At 62.0% G+C, this 15,573-nt stretch carries 15 protein-coding genes; 3 read left to right on the top strand and 12 right to left on the bottom strand.

Annotated features, from left to right (window positions below; translation table 11 throughout):
* Positions 1-231 precede the first annotated feature (231 nt).
* A complete protein-coding gene (glyS, locus tag BRA49_RS10750) occupies positions 232-1,962 on the top strand; it encodes a glycine--tRNA ligase (RefSeq protein ID WP_292385987.1) in 1,731 nt (576 codons plus the stop codon).
* A complete protein-coding gene (locus BRA49_RS10745; RefSeq protein WP_292385985.1) occupies positions 1,959-4,241 on the top strand; it encodes a DEAD/DEAH box helicase in 2,283 nt (760 codons plus the stop codon). The genes glyS and BRA49_RS10745 overlap by 4 nt, the downstream gene beginning before the upstream one ends.
* Here the strand turns inward: BRA49_RS10745 and BRA49_RS10740 are convergent.
* Positions 4,238-4,612, bottom strand: a complete 375-nt coding sequence (locus BRA49_RS10740) for an Sjogren's syndrome/scleroderma autoantigen 1 family protein (RefSeq protein ID WP_292385983.1) — start codon at positions 4,610-4,612, stop codon at positions 4,238-4,240. The genes BRA49_RS10745 and BRA49_RS10740 overlap by 4 nt on opposite strands.
* 66 nt (positions 4,613-4,678) lie before the next feature.
* On the opposite strand from BRA49_RS10740, the gene BRA49_RS10735 reads away from it, so the two are divergent.
* A complete protein-coding gene (locus tag BRA49_RS10735; RefSeq protein WP_292385981.1) occupies positions 4,679-4,942 on the top strand; it encodes a UPF0147 family protein in 264 nt (87 codons plus the stop codon).
* 128 nt (positions 4,943-5,070) lie between these two features.
* Here the strand turns inward: BRA49_RS10735 and BRA49_RS10730 are convergent, their stop codons facing one another.
* The 11 genes from BRA49_RS10730 to BRA49_RS10680 form a co-directional block, all read right to left on the bottom strand.
* Positions 5,071-5,484: a secondary thiamine-phosphate synthase enzyme YjbQ gene (locus BRA49_RS10730; protein WP_292386273.1), complete on the bottom strand. Its 414-nt coding sequence runs from the start codon at positions 5,482-5,484 to the stop codon at positions 5,071-5,073.
* Positions 5,485-5,771: 287 nt separating this feature from the next.
* Entirely contained in the window at positions 5,772-5,996 is a 225-nt protein-coding gene (locus tag BRA49_RS10725) for a helix-turn-helix transcriptional regulator (RefSeq protein ID WP_292385978.1), read from the bottom strand.
* A 5-nt stretch (positions 5,997-6,001) separates the two neighbouring features.
* Positions 6,002-6,604: a DUF2178 domain-containing protein gene (locus BRA49_RS10720; protein ID WP_292385976.1), complete on the bottom strand. Its 603-nt coding sequence runs from the start codon at positions 6,602-6,604 to the stop codon at positions 6,002-6,004.
* A gap of 168 nt (positions 6,605-6,772) precedes the next feature.
* A complete protein-coding gene (gene gyrA, locus BRA49_RS10715) occupies positions 6,773-9,205 on the bottom strand; it encodes a DNA gyrase subunit A (protein WP_292385974.1) in 2,433 nt (810 codons plus the stop codon).
* Entirely contained in the window at positions 9,195-11,165 is a 1,971-nt protein-coding gene (gyrB, locus tag BRA49_RS10710; protein ID WP_292385972.1) for a DNA topoisomerase (ATP-hydrolyzing) subunit B, read from the bottom strand. The genes gyrA and gyrB overlap by 11 nt, the downstream gene beginning before the upstream one ends.
* Before the next feature lie 229 nt (positions 11,166-11,394).
* Positions 11,395-11,709 carry a hypothetical protein gene (locus tag BRA49_RS10705; protein WP_292385969.1) on the bottom strand — a complete coding sequence of 105 codons (315 nt, stop codon included), beginning with the start codon at positions 11,707-11,709 and terminating at the stop codon, positions 11,395-11,397.
* A gap of 61 nt (positions 11,710-11,770) precedes the next feature.
* Complete coding sequence (cbiQ, locus tag BRA49_RS10700; RefSeq protein ID WP_292385968.1) at positions 11,771-12,586, bottom strand: cobalt ECF transporter T component CbiQ; 816 nt, start codon at positions 12,584-12,586, stop codon at positions 11,771-11,773.
* Positions 12,583-13,416: an ATP-binding cassette domain-containing protein gene (locus BRA49_RS10695; protein ID WP_292385966.1), complete on the bottom strand. Its 834-nt coding sequence runs from the start codon at positions 13,414-13,416 to the stop codon at positions 12,583-12,585. Before BRA49_RS10695 ends, cbiQ begins: the two co-directional genes overlap by 4 nt.
* Positions 13,417-13,446: 30 nt before the next feature.
* Positions 13,447-13,797, bottom strand: a complete 351-nt coding sequence (locus tag BRA49_RS10690) for a PDGLE domain-containing protein (protein ID WP_292385963.1) — start codon at positions 13,795-13,797, stop codon at positions 13,447-13,449.
* On the bottom strand, positions 13,797-14,435 hold the full coding sequence (gene cbiM / locus BRA49_RS10685; protein ID WP_292385962.1) for a cobalt transporter CbiM: 639 nt from the start codon (positions 14,433-14,435) through the stop codon (positions 13,797-13,799). Before cbiM ends, BRA49_RS10690 begins: the two co-directional genes overlap by 1 nt.
* A gap of 61 nt (positions 14,436-14,496) precedes the next feature.
* The coding region (locus BRA49_RS10680) for an NAD(P)/FAD-dependent oxidoreductase (RefSeq protein WP_292385960.1) at positions 14,497-15,573 on the bottom strand (1,077 nt) is incomplete at its 5' end.

Raw genomic sequence — 15,573 nt, 5'->3', positions numbered from 1 at the left:
CCCCAAACCGGGGCGTAACGTTCCCTACATTACAACCGCTAGCATTTAAAACTTACCATATAAATCGCCGGGAGAGAACGATCATTTTGAAGGATGTAACCATATCTTCCGGGATATTGCCGACTGTGGAAAAAAACTTCTCTGTTCACCCCATTTTCCGAAGAATCGTGATCGCCTGCGATAGGAGAACCATTCTTTATTAGCACCGGCGCTCAAATATACTGCAAGACTATGGCCGAGACGAGCGATATTTACGAAAAAGTCATGGAAGTGGCCAGAAGACGTGGTTTTGTCTGGCCCTCATCCGAGATATACGGGTCGGTCGCCGGGTTCATCGATTACGGCCCGCTTGGAGCGATGATGAAGAGGAACGTCGAGAATCTGTGGCGTTCCTACTACGTCTTCCAGGAAGGTTACTACGAGATCGAATGCCCCACCGTCGGAAATGAAGCGATCTTCGTCGCATCCGGCCATGTGAAAGAGTTCGCCGACAAGATGGTGCAGTGTCCGCACTGCGGCGAGTACCTCCGCGCCGATCACATCGCGGCGGAGAACGGTATCGAGAACGCAGGCACGCTCTCGGCGGAGGCTCTCCAGGCAGCGCTCTACGAACTGCCCTGCCCCGCGTGCGAGGAGCGCCTGGGGGAGGCAGGCGTCTTTGCGTTCAACCTGATGTTCGAGACCACCATCGGCCCGGGATCGCAGCGAAAGGGCTACCTGCGCCCCGAGACTGCCCAGGGCATCTTCACCGACTTTTCCCGGCTGCTGCGCTTCTACCGGGACAAGCTCCCCTTCGGCGCGGTCCAGATCGGGAAGTCCTACCGGAACGAGATCTCGCCCCGTCAGGGCATGATCCGGTTGCGGGAGTTCTCCCAGGCCGAGGCCGAGATCTTCGTCCACCCAAACGAGAAGAACCATCCTGCCTTCCACCGCTACGCGGACTATCAGGTTCCCCTCCTCACCATCGCGCGCCAGCTCGATGGCCAGGAGCCGGCCGCAATCACGATGCGCGCCGCGGTCGATGAGGGGCTGATTGCAAACGAGTACGTCGCCTACTACGTCGCGCTCACGCATCGGATCCTGACCGCCATCGGCGTGGATCCGGCGAAACTTCGGTTCCGCCAGCACCTGACCGACGAGCGGGCGCACTACGCGGCCGACTGCTGGGACGCCGAGGTCTACTCCGGCCGCTTTGGGTGGGTGGAGATCGTCGGCATCGCCGACCGCACCAATTACGACCTGCGCTCGCATGCGGCGCACTCCGACACCTCGATGACGGTCTTCATGCCCTACGACGAGCCGAAGAAGGTCGCGAAACGGCGTGTCATCGCCGACATGGGCGTGCTCGGCCCCCGCTACCGCGGCAAGGCGAAGGCTATCGCGGACGCTCTCGCCGCATCCGAGCCGGGAGAGGATGGCGCGCGCGTCACCGTCGACGGCGAGGAGTTCTTCATTCCTGCCGACCTCTATGTGGTCCGGGAAGAAGAGGTGGAGGTCCGCGGCGAGGAGGTGATGCCCCACGTCATCGAACCGTCCTACGGCATCGACCGGATGATCTACGTCGCGCTCGAACACAGCTACGCCGAAGAGGAGGTCGAGGGCGAGATACGAAAGGTTCTCCGGCTCCCGCCGGCGGTCGCCCCGGTCCAGGTCGCTGTCTTCCCGCTGATGAACCGGGACGGCCTCGATGGAATCGCGCAGACGATCACGGAGAGGCTCACCCAATGCCGCATCCTCGCCCAGTATGACGACTCCGGTGCCATCGGCAGGCGTTACCGGAGACAGGATGAGGTCGGGACGCCCTTTGCCGTCACCGTCGACTACGACACGCTTGAGGACAACACCGCGACCGTCAGGGACCGGGACAGCATGGAACAGGTCCGCATACCGGTCGAACGGCTGCCGGAGACCCTCTCCGCGCTCATCTGCGGCGCCACCACGTTCCATGAACTCAAAGCATGACCTACATCTCCCACCCGCTGATCCGGCCGGAGAGCATCGAGGAGAGGCGATACCAGCTCTCCATCGCACTCCGGGCGCTTGACGCGAACACGATGGTCGTCCTCCCGACCGGCCTCGGGAAGACGGCCGTCGCGCTCATCGTCGCTGCATCTCGCCTCTACTCTCACCCGGGCAGAGTGCTGATGCTTGCGCCCACAAAACCTCTGGTCGAACAGCACCTCCGTTTCTTCAAACAGTTCCTGCTCTCCGGGGATGGCTCCGAACCGCAGGAGTCCGATCTTGTGATGTTCACCGGGGAGACTTCCCCGGAGGAGCGGGCCCGGGCCTGGGAGGCGTGCCGGGTCTGTTTTGCCACCCCGCAGGTGATCAAGAACGACTGCCTGGCGGGGAGATACAGCCTCGCCGACGTCGTGCTGCTGGTCGTGGACGAGTGCCACCGGGCGGTGGGGAACTACGCGTATGTCTTTCTTGCCGGGCACTATTGTGCAACGGCGAGCAAGCCCCTGCTGCTCGCGATGACCGCCTCTCCGGGGGGCGACCAGATGAAGGTGCAGGAGGTCTGCACCAACCTTCAGATCAAGACGGTCGAGACCCGGGTGGAGACCGACGAGGACGTCCTCCCCTACATCCACGAACGCAATATCCAGTATGTCGATGTCTACCTGCCCGAAGAACTGCAGGCGGCACTCGTCCTCCTCCGAGGGCTCGTTGAGTCGCGCCTCACCCGGCTCGCGAGCCTCAACTTCCGGGTCCCGAAGCCGGATAAACTCTCGATAAAGGCGCTCAACGCCCTCAATGCCCAGATCCAGCAACGCATCCGGAACCGGGACCCCGCTGCGTTCACCGCGGCATCCCTGCACGCCGAGTGCATGAAACTTCGCCACGCCATATCGCTTGCCGAGACGCAAGGAAGCGAGGCGCTCAAACTCTACCTGACCCGGCTCGGTGCGGAAGGGGCCTCGAGCGCGGGGAGCAAGGCGAGCAAGCGCCTCGTCGGGGATCCTGCCTACCAGCACCTCGTCGAGATCTCCGGCGGCTGGAAGGAGGAACTCCATCCCAAGGTTTCAATCGTCCGCGAGCTGGTACGGGCGCAGCTTGCGGCGCACCCGGATAGCCGGATCATCGTCTTTGCCACCTACCGCGACACCGTCCAGACGCTCGTCGACACGCTCACCGCTGCCGGTATCGCCTGCGAGCGGTTCGTCGGCCAGGCCTCCCGGGACGCAGAGCGGGGGCTCTCGCAGAAGGAGCAGATCGCGAGCCTCGCCCGGTTCCGCGAGGGTGAGTTCAAGTGTCTGGTCGCGACATCCGTCGGTGAGGAAGGGCTCGACGTCCCCTCGACGGATATGGTAATCTTTTACGAGGCGGTCCCCTCGGAGATCCGGAGCATTCAGCGGAAGGGGAGGACCGGGAGGAGCGGCAGCGGCACGATCGTCGTGCTGGTGACGAAAGGCACCTCCGACGAGACGTTCCGGTACGTGAGCCAGACCCGAGAACGGGCGATGGTGACGGGGATCAGGAGCATGAGCTCTGCGCCTGCCCCCTCTCCCGCTCCGGCCCCTGAATCCGTCTCCGCCCCTCCCCTCCCATCCATCCCGGCCGCCACCAGACAGGTGGAGATCCTCGCGTTTGCCCCGGCAGGGCCGGCGATCACCGTCGACGACCGGGAGACGTCGTCACGCGTCGCGGGGCGCCTGCACGAACTCGGGGCGTCGATAACGCTCGAACGTCTTGAGTTCGGCGATTACGCCATCGGCGACCGTATCCTTGTCGAGCGCAAGACCGTGCAGGACTTCATGAATACCCTGATCGAACGGGACCTCTTCGGGCAGCTCCGGGCCATGGCCGATGCGGCGGCGCGGCCGATCCTGATCATCGAGGGGGAGGACGACCTCTATGCGGTGCGGAATATCCACCCGAACGCCATCCGGGGCACGCTTGCCGCTATCACGGTGGACATGGGGATCGCGCTGATGCGCACAAGGGATGCGGACGATACCGCCGAGATGCTTTACGTCCTCGCACAGCGGGAGGGGGGCGAGCGGGGGGAGCGGAAGGTGCATCCGAAGAAGTCTTACCGGTCGATCCGCGAAGAGCAGGAGTATGCGCTTGCAGCATTCCCGAATATCGGCTTGAAAAGCGCACGGCTCCTCCTCGAACACTTCGGGTCGCTCAAGGCGATCATCGGCGCCAACCTGGAAGAACTGGCGTCCGTGCATGGGATCGGGGAAAAGACCGCACACGGCATCTGGGATCTTGCCCGCAGGCCGTACCGTTAACGCAGTCGTTTGAGCGCTTTTGTGCCCCGCTCGACCGCCATCATCAGGGTTAGGCACTCATCGGCTCTCTGCTCAATCCGGATGCGCTCGCAGAGGTGGACAATCGTCTCTTCGAGTTCCCCGGCAACCCGGCCCTGCGGCCCCGGGGCGGCCGCCGCCTGTGCGGGAGACTGCGTGGGTTCCAGGGTCCGGGCAGGCGGCTCCCCGGCGGGAAGACCCTCGTTAGACATATTCTCCGGGCAGATCACGCACTGCGTCTCTCCCTTGTACTCAAACAGGGGGTACCCGCAGACATTACAGGATTTTGCGAGCATCTTTCCTCCCTTCAGGAGATACTCTGCCATGACTTCGTCAGCCTTATCAGCCGTCATTCCGTTGAACTCCCTTAATCAACTTATATATGTCTGGATGCCATTAATAATAAAGGGGTAAATCCGATGGCAAGTCCCGAAGAAACAATACGGATCTGCATCCAGATGTTGCAGAATATCAACGAAGATTCAACCATTCCACGCAACATCCGTCGCGTTGCAGATGAGACGAAATCGATTCTGCAGGACGAATCAAAGTCGATCGGCCTCCGCGCCGCAACCGCAATCTCCATGATCGATGAGATCAGCAACGACCCGAACATGCCGGTCCACGCCCGGACCCGGATCTGGGAACTGGTATCGCAGCTGGAAACGGTACCACTCGATTAAATCACTCATTCTTCCTGAACTATTCCGGCGAAGACCAGGGCAGAGCGATACGTATTCTCGGGTTGCCCGTCAGGCGACCCTATCGCTCTGCCCGCAGTATCGCCGCCGCGCGTCTCCTTCCTCGTGTTTCATTCTACGACGGTGACGTAAACCGAACGCTCGCGTCTCGACCGCACGTCGAGCTCCAAGAGGACGATCTGCTGCCAGGTGCCGCACGCGAGCGCACCGGCGATCACCGGGACGGAGAGCGACGGGCCGACAATCGCCGCCCTGACGTGAGACCGCCCGTTGCCGTCGCCCCATGCGGCATCGTGCGCGTACGGGATATCGGCCGGGGCGATGACCGCGAGCGCCCGGGAAAGGTCCGAGAGCACACCGGGCTCGTACTCGATGGTGGTGACGGCGGCGGTCGACCCTGCAACGAAGATGTTCGCAAGGCCCTCCCGCACGCCGCTCTCGGCGACCGCCTGCGCTATTTGGGGCGTGAGGTCGACGATTTCCCCCTCCCCGTGGGTCTCTACCCGGATTGTCGTACGAAACATCATGGACACCTCATCCACACGCCCTGTTGCCTCCTGGCTGGATAAAACTCGCGGAACGGGCGGTGGCACGGGGTGCCGGGATCTGGCACGTTACGGGGACGGTTCCCGGTGCAGAAAGGCTCCCCGGGGCGTGCTCGTCGTCAACGCTTTATAGATGAGGCAGATATTTCCCCTCCGGAGATGGTGGTTATGCCCTAACGATGGAACGACAGACAGGATATGGAGGGGGCGGTCGTCGTTCACCGCCGGAACGCCGTTGCAGACCCCGGTAAGATAGTCGCAACGGATCATCGCCCGGCCTCCGTATCCTCGCCGTCATTGTCCTCGAAGCAGAAGACCTCCTCGATGGTGACGCCGAAGGTCTTCGCGATCTTGTAAGCTACCTCGATGGAGGGGTTGTACTTGCCCCGCTCGATGGAGTTGATCGTCCGCCGGGTGACCTGGATCGTATCGGCAAGTTCCTCCTGGGTCATGTCGTGCATCGCGCGAAAGACCTTGATCCTGTTCTTCATCGGTTCTATGCCCCGTATTTCCTGTTGTAATACCACAAAAACGCGCCGTACAGCACGGCCAGCAGTACCGTGACCATCCCGAGTGCTGCGCCGAACGCGCGGGCCGTATCCCGGATGCGATGGCCTTCTGCAAACATCGCATCAAGGGCGACGACATCGTCAAAAGTCAGGTTCGCCGGGTCGGGGATGAGGTAGGAGCCTTCGTACAGGGAGTAACTTTCGTAATTCAGATCTAGAGGAGAGACGGAGAGTATTGGAGAGATAGAGAGTACCCCGTAGTAGACCTTGGTCGACCCATTGTCGTATGTTGCCAGGCCCCAACCGGATCCGCCGCCGGACGAAAAGCTCATCAGCGCGGCAAACCCGATCGCGGCGACGAGGATGGTTATCTCGAGTGCGCCGAGCGCCGCCTTCCCGTGCAGGATCGTCGAGAGCTCGTCCTCCGTGACCTCCGTCACCCTGCGGCGGCAGAGGGCGAGGATGGCGATACCGACGACGACGGCGATGACCGGGATGATCACGTTTGCGAATGCCAGGCCGAGCAAGAGAGCAAAGGCCAGGGCGATTGCCACCAGAGCGATGCAGATGCGATAGGTTCGTTGCTTCATGCTTCCACTATGTAACGCGTAATTCTCTTATTGTGTAAATAACTTCTCATATGGTGCGACACGCTTCTCTATGGGGTCGGCATGTCCCGGGCATCAAAACAGTCAATTAGAGGATGAAGGCTGCGGAGAAATCCAGAAAAAGAGTGTAAAAAGAGAGGGGGCGGGCGCTTACGCCTCTTCCCCATCTTCTTCTTCGGAGTCCAGGATCGTGAACCCGATGACGCGGTCGCCGTCGTCGAGCCGCATGATACGGACACCACGGGTGCCCCGCTTCTGGACCGAGATCTCGGAAACTTTCGTCCTGATCACGATGCCGGACGCACTCATCACGATGATCTCGTCGTCGTCGGAGACTGCTCTCGACCCGACGACACCGCCGCCCCGGGCGTCGACGACGATGTTTCGCACGCCCATCGTACCCCGGCCGTGGCCGCGGAACTCGTCGAACTCCGTCCGCTTCCCGAAGCCCTGCTCCGTGATGGTGAGGAGGTGGTCCTCCTCGACCACGGATATGGCCTGCAGGGTATCGCCGTTGCGGAGCTTGATCCCCCGCACGCCCATGGCGTTGCGGTGAACCGGGCGAACGGTCTCCTCGTGGAACCGGAGGCTCTGCCCGAACTTCGTCGTCAGGATCAGTTCCTGGTTTCCGTCGGTCGCCTTCACGTCCACGAGCTCGTCATCGTCGCGGAGGTTGATGGCGTTGATCCCCGTCTGCCGGGGCCGCGAGAACTCGTCGAGCGCCATCTTCGCGACCGTTCCTCCTCTCGTCGCAAAGAAGAGGTAGCGGTCCGGCCGGAACTCCCTGACCGGGATCACCGCGGTCACCCGCTCTTCGCCGTCGAGGTTCAGGAGATTGACGAGGGCCTTGCCCTTGCCCGTCCGCTGCCCCTCGGGGAGGTCGTAGACCTTCAGCCAGTAGACCTTCCCTCTGTCGGTGAAGCAGAGGAGGTTATCGAGCATGTTCGCGACGAAGACGTTCTCGACCCCGTCGTCGTCTTTCGTCGCCATGCCGATGATACCGCGGCCTCCGCGCCGCTGGTTGCGGTAGGTGTCGAGGTCAATCCTTTTGATGTAGTTCGAGGTGGTGAGCGAGACCAGCATCGGTTTATCCTCGATGAGGTCCTCCCTATCGAAGGCCTCGGCTGCGTACCCGATCCGGGTCCTCCGCTCATCACCGTAGCGGGCACTGATGTCGATGAGTTCCTTTTTGATCTCGGCGAGGATGCTCGCCTCGCTTGCGAGGATAGCAGAGAGCCGCTCAACCTCCTTTACGAGGGCATCGCGCTCGTCCAGGATCTTCTGGTGCTCGAGCGCCGCAAGCCGCCGGAGCTGCATCTTCAATATGGCGTCCGCCTGCGCCTCGTCCAGCCCGAACTTCGCCACCAGGGCCTTCAGTGCCTCCTCGGTCGTCCCGGATGCCCGGATGGTTGCGATGACGGCGTCGATGTTGTCGAGCGCAACAAGGAGACCGCTGAGGATGTGCCTCCGCTCCTCCGTCTTTGCGAGATCGAACTCGGTCCGCCGCCGGACCACGTTCACCCGGTGCTTGAGGAACTCGTGGACGAGCTCCTTGAGGTTCAGGACCTTGGGCTGGCGGTCGACGATGGCGAGGTTGATGATGCCGAAGGAGGACTCGAGCGCCGTGTGCTTGTAGAGGAAGTTCAGCACCACCTGGGGCGCGGTGCCCCTCTTTAAGTCGATGACGACCCGCATGCCGTCCCGGTCCGACTCGTCGCGGATGTCGGAGATGCCCTCGATCCTTTTGTCGCGGACGAGGCTTGCGATATTCTCGATCAGGCGGGCCTTGTTCACCTGGAAGGGGATCTCCGTGATGATGATCTGCGGCGTCCGGCCTTCCTCCTCGATCTCCGCGACCCCCCGGACAACACACTTCCCGCGCCCGGTGAGGTAGGCGTCCCGGACTCCTCCGGTGCCCATCATGATCCCGCCGGTCGGGAAGTCCGGGCCGGGCATGATCTGCATCAGTTCCTCCGTGGAGATCTCAGGCTCGTCGATGATGCGGCAGGTCGCCTCGCAGACCTCCCGGAGGTTGTGGGGCGGCATGTTTGTCGCCATGCCGACCGCGATCCCGCTCGACCCGTTGACGAGAAGATTTGGGACCCGGGCCGGGAGGACGTCGGGTTCCTTGAGCGACTCATCGAAGTTGGGGACGAAGTCGACGGTCTCCTTCTCGATATCGGCCAGGAGTTCCTCCGAGAGCTTCGTGAGCCTGGCCTCCGTGTATCGCATGGCGGCAGCGGAGTCCCCGTCGATCGACCCAAAGTTCCCCTGGCCGTCCACGAGCGTGTAACGGTAGGAGAAGGGCTGCGCCATCTTCACCAGCGTGTCGTAGATGGCCGAATCGCCGTGAGGATGGTACTTACCCATCACGTCTCCGACGATACGGGCGCTCTTCTTGTAGGGCTTGTCGCTGGTGTTGCCGAGCTCCCGCATGGCGTAGAGGGTGCGGCGGTGAACCGGCTTCAAGCCGTCTCTCGCGTCAGGGATGGCACGGCCGATGATCACGCTCATCGCATAGTCGATGTAGCATGATTTCATCTCCTCTTCTATATTAATCGGGACAACCTGATCAGACGTCAAGGTTGTTCACCTCCTTTGCATGCCGGCGGATGAAGTCTCTCCGGGCATCCACATTCTCTCCCATAAGTTTCTCGAATATCTCGTTCGCGTAGACGGCATCCTCGATCTTCACCTGTTTGAGGATCCGGTTCGCCGGGTCCATCGTGGTGCTCCAGAGCTGCCCGGCGTTCATCTCACCAAGACCCTTGTAGCGCTGGATCGTGACGCCCTTCTCGCCCCACTCGGCGGTGATCTCCCGCATCTCCTCCTCGCGGTAGGCGTACTGCTCCTGTTTCCCCCTGGCCACCCGGTAGAGCGGCGGCTGGGCGATGTAGATGTAGCCGTTCTCGATGAGTTCCGGCATATACCGGTAGAAGAACGTGAGGAGGAGCGTCCGGATGTGTGCACCGTCGACATCCGCATCGGTCATCAGAATGATATGATGGTACCGGGCCCTCTCCGCGTCGAAGCTGTCGCCGATCCCGGTGCCGATAGCGGATATCAGCGCCTGGATCTCGGCGTTCTTCAGGATCTTGTGCTCCGACGCCTTCTCGACGTTCAGGATCTTGCCCCGCAGGGGGAGGATCGCCTGGAACTTCCGGTCCCGCCCCTGCTTCGCGGAGCCACCTGCGGAATCTCCTTCCACGATGTAGAGCTCGCTCTTCACCGGGTCCCGTTCCTGGCAATCGGCGAGTTTCCCGGGGAGACCCGCCGACTCCAGCGTGCTCTTCCGCCGGGCGAGCTCGCGGGCGTTCTTTGCGGCTTCCCGGGCCCGAGCGGCCGTCATCGCTTTATCCACGACCACCTGGAGGGTCTTCGGATGCTCCTCGAAATACTCGGTGAGCGACGAGTAGACGAGCGAGTCCACGATGCCCCGGACGTTGCTGTTCCCGAGCCGCATCTTGGTCTGCCCCTCGAACTGCGGGTTCGCGACCCGGGTGCTGATGACGGAGGCAAGCCCCTCCCTGACGTCGTCGCCCTTGACCTGGGCGTCGTTGTTCTTGAGGAGGTTGTTTCTGTGGGCAGCGTTGTTGATTGCCCGGGTGAGGGCGCTCCGGAAGCCCTCGAGGTGCGTCCCGCCCTCCCGGGTGTTCACGCTGTTGACGTAGGTGTAGATCGTCTCCGCGTATGAGTCGTTGTACTGCAGGGCAACCTCGACCTCGACCATGCTCTCGGGGTCGCGTTTCTGGAAGTAGATGACATCGTCGTGGAGGCGTTCCTTCCCCTCGGCGATATGGGCGACGAACTGCCGGATGCCGTCCTCGAAGCAGTAAGTGACCGAGTCCCCGGTGCGCTCGTCCCGGAGGATGATCGTAAGGCCGCTGTTGAGGTAGGCAAGCTCGCGGAGCCGGTGGTCCAGCACATCGTAATCGAACTCGACGGTCTCAAAGATCGACCGGTCGGGCTGGAATGTTATCCGGGTCCCCTGGAGCCGCTCGTAGTCGAGCCGCTGCCCGTTCCGGGCACCGTACCGCTCCTCGTGGCGCACCGCCATCTCGTGCTCGGTCTCCGGGCGGCTCGTGATCGGCTTTGCGACCATGCCCTGCCGGAACTGCATCGTGTAGACGCTGCCGTCCCGGAAGACCGTCGCGTCGAGCCAGCTTGAGAGGGCGTTGACGACTGAGACACCGACACCGTGCAGGCCGCCGGAGACCTGGTAAGTATTTTTATCGAACTTTCCGCCGGCGTGGAGCACGGTGAGGACGATCTCAAGAGCGCTCTTGCCGTACTGGGGCATGAGATCGACCGGGATGCCGCGCCCGTTGTCATCCACCGTGACCGAGCCGTCCCGGTTGATGACCACCAGTATCCGGTCACAGAATCCGGCGAGAGCCTCGTCTACGGCGTTGTCCACAACCTCGTAGACCAGGTGGTGCAGCCCCCGGGTCTCCGTGCTGCCGATGTACATTGCGGGCCGTTCCCGCACGGGCCGTAACCCCTCAAGTACCGTGATGTGGGAAGCATCGTAGGTATCAGTCATTTGTGACCTCCGCTGAACGCGCGGCGTCTTGAATCACAGCAAAACTCACAGTATATATTAGTTGTATGACCACTTATACTGCTCGCCTCTAGGCAATTTCTCGTTTTTGGCCTGTTCTGTCTCTCCACGGTTTGATGAGAGATACCATGTGAACCCGGAAGGCAGCCGGACGTTCGGGCCAAACCCCTGGTCCGTCTCCGGCCGTGAGGAGGGAAGAAGAGTATTCCAGTCAGTCGTACTTCCCGGTATCGGGGTTCTGGATGCCCAGATGCGTATCGATGGCGACCGCGAGCCGGTTGAGGAGTCTCCTGACGTCTGCCGTATCTTCCTTATCCATGATGCCCGGCTGGTGCCAGATCACTGTCTTTCTGAGGCGTTCGACGAGTTCTTCGATCTCGGTTCCCCGGAACTGCTCCGGCACCGTGAGGTCGTTGAGATGATCCGCGGCGCCAAAGAAGGCTCTTTCGGGGGGCAGGCCGAAGTGGCGTGAAAGCAGCATCAGGTTGACGACGAACCCTCTACCGAATTCGCTCTTTTGGGGCATACCTACCCTATGCACCACCGGGTGATATGAACGATCCGATTCGACCCTTGCCCGCCGCCGATCACGGGTGCAGGTAGATCAGGACCGTGGAGAGCACGATGAAGGCAAGCGTCGCGGCAAAGAAGACGACCTCGCCGGCACGGAGGGGCTTTTTTCCGATGTATAGGCCGGCGTTCGCCCCGTAGCCCCGGCAGAGCATGCTCGTGTAGGTGCGCTCGCCCTGCTCGTAGGACCTGATGAAGATCGTCCCGACCGTGTAGCCGACCTGGTGGAGCCTGTAGCGGTAAGGGAGGGTGCGGTCGAGGGGGTCGAAGCACCGGGTCTCCATTGCTGTTCGTATCCTGCCGAACATATCGGCAAAGACGAAGATGTAGCGGACCATCATCCCGAGCGTGAGGGTGAACTCCCGGGGGAGGCCGAGCCTCCCCGCCGCCTCGATCATCTCCTGCATCTTCGTCGTCGATGAGAGCAGGATGATGAACGATACGCTGACGACGAACTTCACCAGGAGGATCGACGCGAACTGCACCGACTCCGCGTAGACCTCGATCCCGAAGGGCAGGGTGGCAATCGTATGAAAGATGTCATAGTATGGGTTTTTTACGAACACCTGAAATCCGATCAGGAAGATCCCGAACGGCAGGATAAGCACGAGCCGCCGGAGGTAGGCCGTCGGCGGGAGGCGCGATGTGGCCCAGAGGGCGATGAAGAGCGCAAAGAGGACGGCGCCGAGCTCGTAGACCTTCGTCGAATACGGCAGGGCCACGATCGCCACGATGGCAGCGAGGGCTACGAGGAGTTTGATCCGTGCGTCCAGCCGGTGGACGAGACTCTCTCTGTAAGCATACTTCTCGATTGCGTAGAGGTCATCGATCATGCTCGTCTCGCGTAGGCGTCGAGGAATGACTTCTTCGCGTCCTCGTACGTGTAGGCCGTATTGATGACGACACCGCTCTCCTGCAACGACCGGATCAGTTTCGGTATGGGCGGCACGTCGAGCCTTGTCCGGGCGAGCAGGTCCGGCCGGGTGAAGACCTCATCAACCGTCCCGGAGGCCACGATCCGTCCCTGGTCCATCACGTAGACGAAGTCCGCCATCTCAGCCACGAGGTCGAGATGGTGAGTCGAGAAGATCACCGTCATGCCGTACTCCTCGGGCAGCCGGTTGACGAACGCCACGAGGTCGGCGACACCCCGGGGATCGAGCCCCGCGGTCGGTTCGTCGAGCACCAGCACCTGCGGCTCCATCGCGAGGATGCCCGCGATGGCGACCCGTTTCTTCTCGCCGCCCGAGAGGTGGTGCGGCACGCGCTCGCGCAGGTCCTCGATCCCGAGGAGGGCGAGCGCCTCTTCGACGCGGTGAGCGACTGTCTCCTTGTCGAGGCCGAGGTTGGTCGGGCCGAACGCGACGTCCTGCTCCACGGTGGGAGAGAAGATCTGGTCGTCGGGGTTCTGGAAGACGATCCCGACGAACTTGCGCACCTCGCGGACGTTCTCCTTCGTGATAGGCTCGCCCCTGACCAGCATCTCGCCGGACGTAGGTTTGAGGATGCCGTTGAAGTGCTTAAAGAGGGTGCTCTTCCCGGCCCCGTTCGGCCCGATGACGGCGATGCGTGACTTCCTCTCCGCAATGAAGTTCACGCTATCGAGAGCGTGGACATTGCCGCGATAGATATGAGTGAGATCGCGGGTCTCGAGCAGGTGCATGATAGCAAAAAGTAGGAGGTTTTTGTGTATTTAGTTATCGGGCCGTGCGGAGATCTTCGCAACACCGAAGACCAGGACGAGTATGAGAAGCGTACCGATCACGACCGCGAGCACTTCCCCGGTCTTATCGAGGCCCGGGATGCTGTAATCGGGCATGAACGCCTCGTATGAGAAGTCGTTCCCGGTCGTGGCGACCACCTGCTCCTCTGCGGCGCCGGCGGCATCTTCGTCGAGTTCATCGCCCATGAACGGCTTTGCTTCATAGATGCTGAAGAACGCGCTCTCGAGCCCGTCCGGGTTTCCGGAGGCGAGGAACGGTGCGGCAACGGCGATCACGAGAGCGATCGCCACACCGATGAGGATGAACTGTTTCGTCTCCATTACGCGCTCACCCCTGTTGGGTGTTCGAGGATATCCGGCCGTGCCGAGGCTATCAGGTAGAGGGCGCCCGCGGTGATGCCTCCCTCAATGAGCCCGATGACCGCATGGTAGAGTCCAAGGCCGATGAGTGCTGGAACCAGCGGGAACGTGCCGGCGATTGCAAGTTCGACTGCACAGAGGATCGCGGAGATGAAGAGAGACGCCCACCCGGCGATGAACGCGGCGGCGTACGCATTCCCTATCACGTTTTTGACGGCAGTGTAACCGTAGTAGCCGACGAATCCGCCGATAACGCCCATGTTGACGATGTTGGCGCCCATGACGGTGATGCCGCCGTCACCGAAGATGACACCCTGGACGAGAAGCACCAGTGTCAGGACGAAGACTCCTGCGTACGGCGAGCCGAGGACGATTGCTGCGAGCGCTGCACCGACCATGTGGCCGCTCGTCCCCCAGGGAATGGGGATGTTCAACGCCTGGATGGCGAAGATGCCTGCTGCGAGCACGGCGACCAGCGGTATCTTCTCCTCCTCCATCGAGCGCCGCGCCCACCGGAGGGCGAGAGCGATGAAGATAAGGGCGATGATCCAGTAGATCAGGGCCTGTCCCATCGGTATAAACGCGTCAGGTATATGCACGATAACACCTTGTGGAGTAGTATTACATCCGGGTATAAATGTATTACTAATCGCGATAGTTCTATTGACCGGTAAGAATCTGACGTACTCCCGATGCGAAAAGTATGCCCATTGCCCTCGCCAATGCCGGTTTCAGGGCGAGCCTGCGAAGCAGGGCGCCCGGCCGGTCCATGTCGCCGTGTTCTACGATCGTTTCGATGAGGTCTTCGTCGTTCAAGGCCCGGCAGAGGCGGTCGATCTCTTCGGGCGTCATCCTCTGCCGCAGTCTGAGCGCTTTCATGCCGATATCGAGTTCTTTTCCGAAGTCTTCCTTCCAGCGCCGCTCGTAGTCCCGGAGACTCGCATCATCGAACGTCCCGCGCGCCACGCACGCCGCCACGACCGCTGCCGCGTGTTTTGCTGACCGGACGCCGGTGTAGACCCCGCCCCCCGATGTGGGTTTTGCGAACCCTGCCGCGTCGCCGACAACGAGCGCCCGGCGGCCGTAGGTCTGCGGCATAACCCCGAGCGGGATGACCCCGCTCACGAGGTGGAGCGAGTTTTCCCCGTAGCGGGCGATGAACCGGTCGAAGTGGTCCTTTGCATGCTCCCGTGCACAGAGCCCGACACGGGCCCGGGTCCCCGAGACCGGGATCACCCACCCGAAGAAGTCGGGCGAGGCGTTGGGGTGCAGCTCCACGTAGCGCGGGTCCATCGTATACGGTACCTCCGCCTGCACCCCGGCGAGGTAGACCTCGGCCCGCCGGAGCCCGAGCATGCGAGCGACGGAACTCCGCGGTCCGTCGGCGGCGATGATGAGGCGATACGGGATCTCCTCGCGCCCGCGGACCCCCCGGGTCAGGATGGAGGAGCCCCGGATGCCTACTACGCTGGTCTTGAGGAGGAACTCGGCCCCGGCATCCGCCGCGCGTTCTGCCATCTCGCGGTCGAGGAGGGACCGGTCCACGACGCAGGCCTTTGTGGTCCGGGCATCAAAGAGGATCTCCCCCCCGAGACCTGAGACCATCCTCGCGCCGGTGACCCTGTTTGTGACCGATCTCTCCGAGACGTCGCACTCGGCAAACGCGGACACAGAGAGGAGTCCCGCGCACTGCACCGGGTAGCCGATCGTCCCGTGCTCCTCGATGCAGAGCGTCGT

It is taken from the genome of Methanoculleus sp. UBA430 (assembly GCF_002506585.1).
Classification (GTDB): Archaea; Halobacteriota; Methanomicrobia; order Methanomicrobiales; family Methanoculleaceae; genus Methanoculleus.
The sequence above is the reverse complement of the archived record's forward strand: the minus strand, read 5'-3'. Positions and strand labels throughout refer to the sequence as shown.

Excerpts from the sequence above, each read along its gene's own strand:
- BRA49_RS10730 (WP_292386273.1), bottom strand. The coding sequence starts at position 5,484 with ATGTTTCGTACGACAATCCGGGTAGAGACCCACGGGGAGGGGGAAATC.
- gyrB (WP_292385972.1), bottom strand. The coding sequence starts at position 11,165 with ATGACTGATACCTACGATGCTTCCCACATCACGGTACTTGAGGGGTTA.
- BRA49_RS10745 (WP_292385985.1), top strand. The coding sequence starts at position 1,959 with ATGACCTACATCTCCCACCCGCTGATCCGGCCGGAGAGCATCGAGGAG.
- BRA49_RS10720 (WP_292385976.1), bottom strand. The coding sequence starts at position 6,604 with ATGAAGCAACGAACCTATCGCATCTGCATCGCTCTGGTGGCAATCGCC.
- BRA49_RS10690 (WP_292385963.1), bottom strand. The coding sequence starts at position 13,797 with ATGGAGACGAAACAGTTCATCCTCATCGGTGTGGCGATCGCTCTCGTG.
- BRA49_RS10725 (WP_292385978.1), bottom strand. The coding sequence starts at position 5,996 with ATGAAGAACAGGATCAAGGTCTTTCGCGCGATGCACGACATGACCCAG.
- BRA49_RS10735 (WP_292385981.1), top strand. The coding sequence starts at position 4,679 with ATGGCAAGTCCCGAAGAAACAATACGGATCTGCATCCAGATGTTGCAG.
- BRA49_RS10705 (WP_292385969.1), bottom strand. The coding sequence starts at position 11,709 with ATGCCCCAAAAGAGCGAATTCGGTAGAGGGTTCGTCGTCAACCTGATG.
- glyS (WP_292385987.1), top strand. The coding sequence starts at position 232 with ATGGCCGAGACGAGCGATATTTACGAAAAAGTCATGGAAGTGGCCAGA.
- cbiQ (WP_292385968.1), bottom strand. The coding sequence starts at position 12,586 with ATGATCGATGACCTCTACGCAATCGAGAAGTATGCTTACAGAGAGAGT.
- BRA49_RS10740 (WP_292385983.1), bottom strand. The coding sequence starts at position 4,612 with ATGACGGCTGATAAGGCTGACGAAGTCATGGCAGAGTATCTCCTGAAG.
- BRA49_RS10695 (WP_292385966.1), bottom strand. The coding sequence starts at position 13,416 with ATGCACCTGCTCGAGACCCGCGATCTCACTCATATCTATCGCGGCAAT.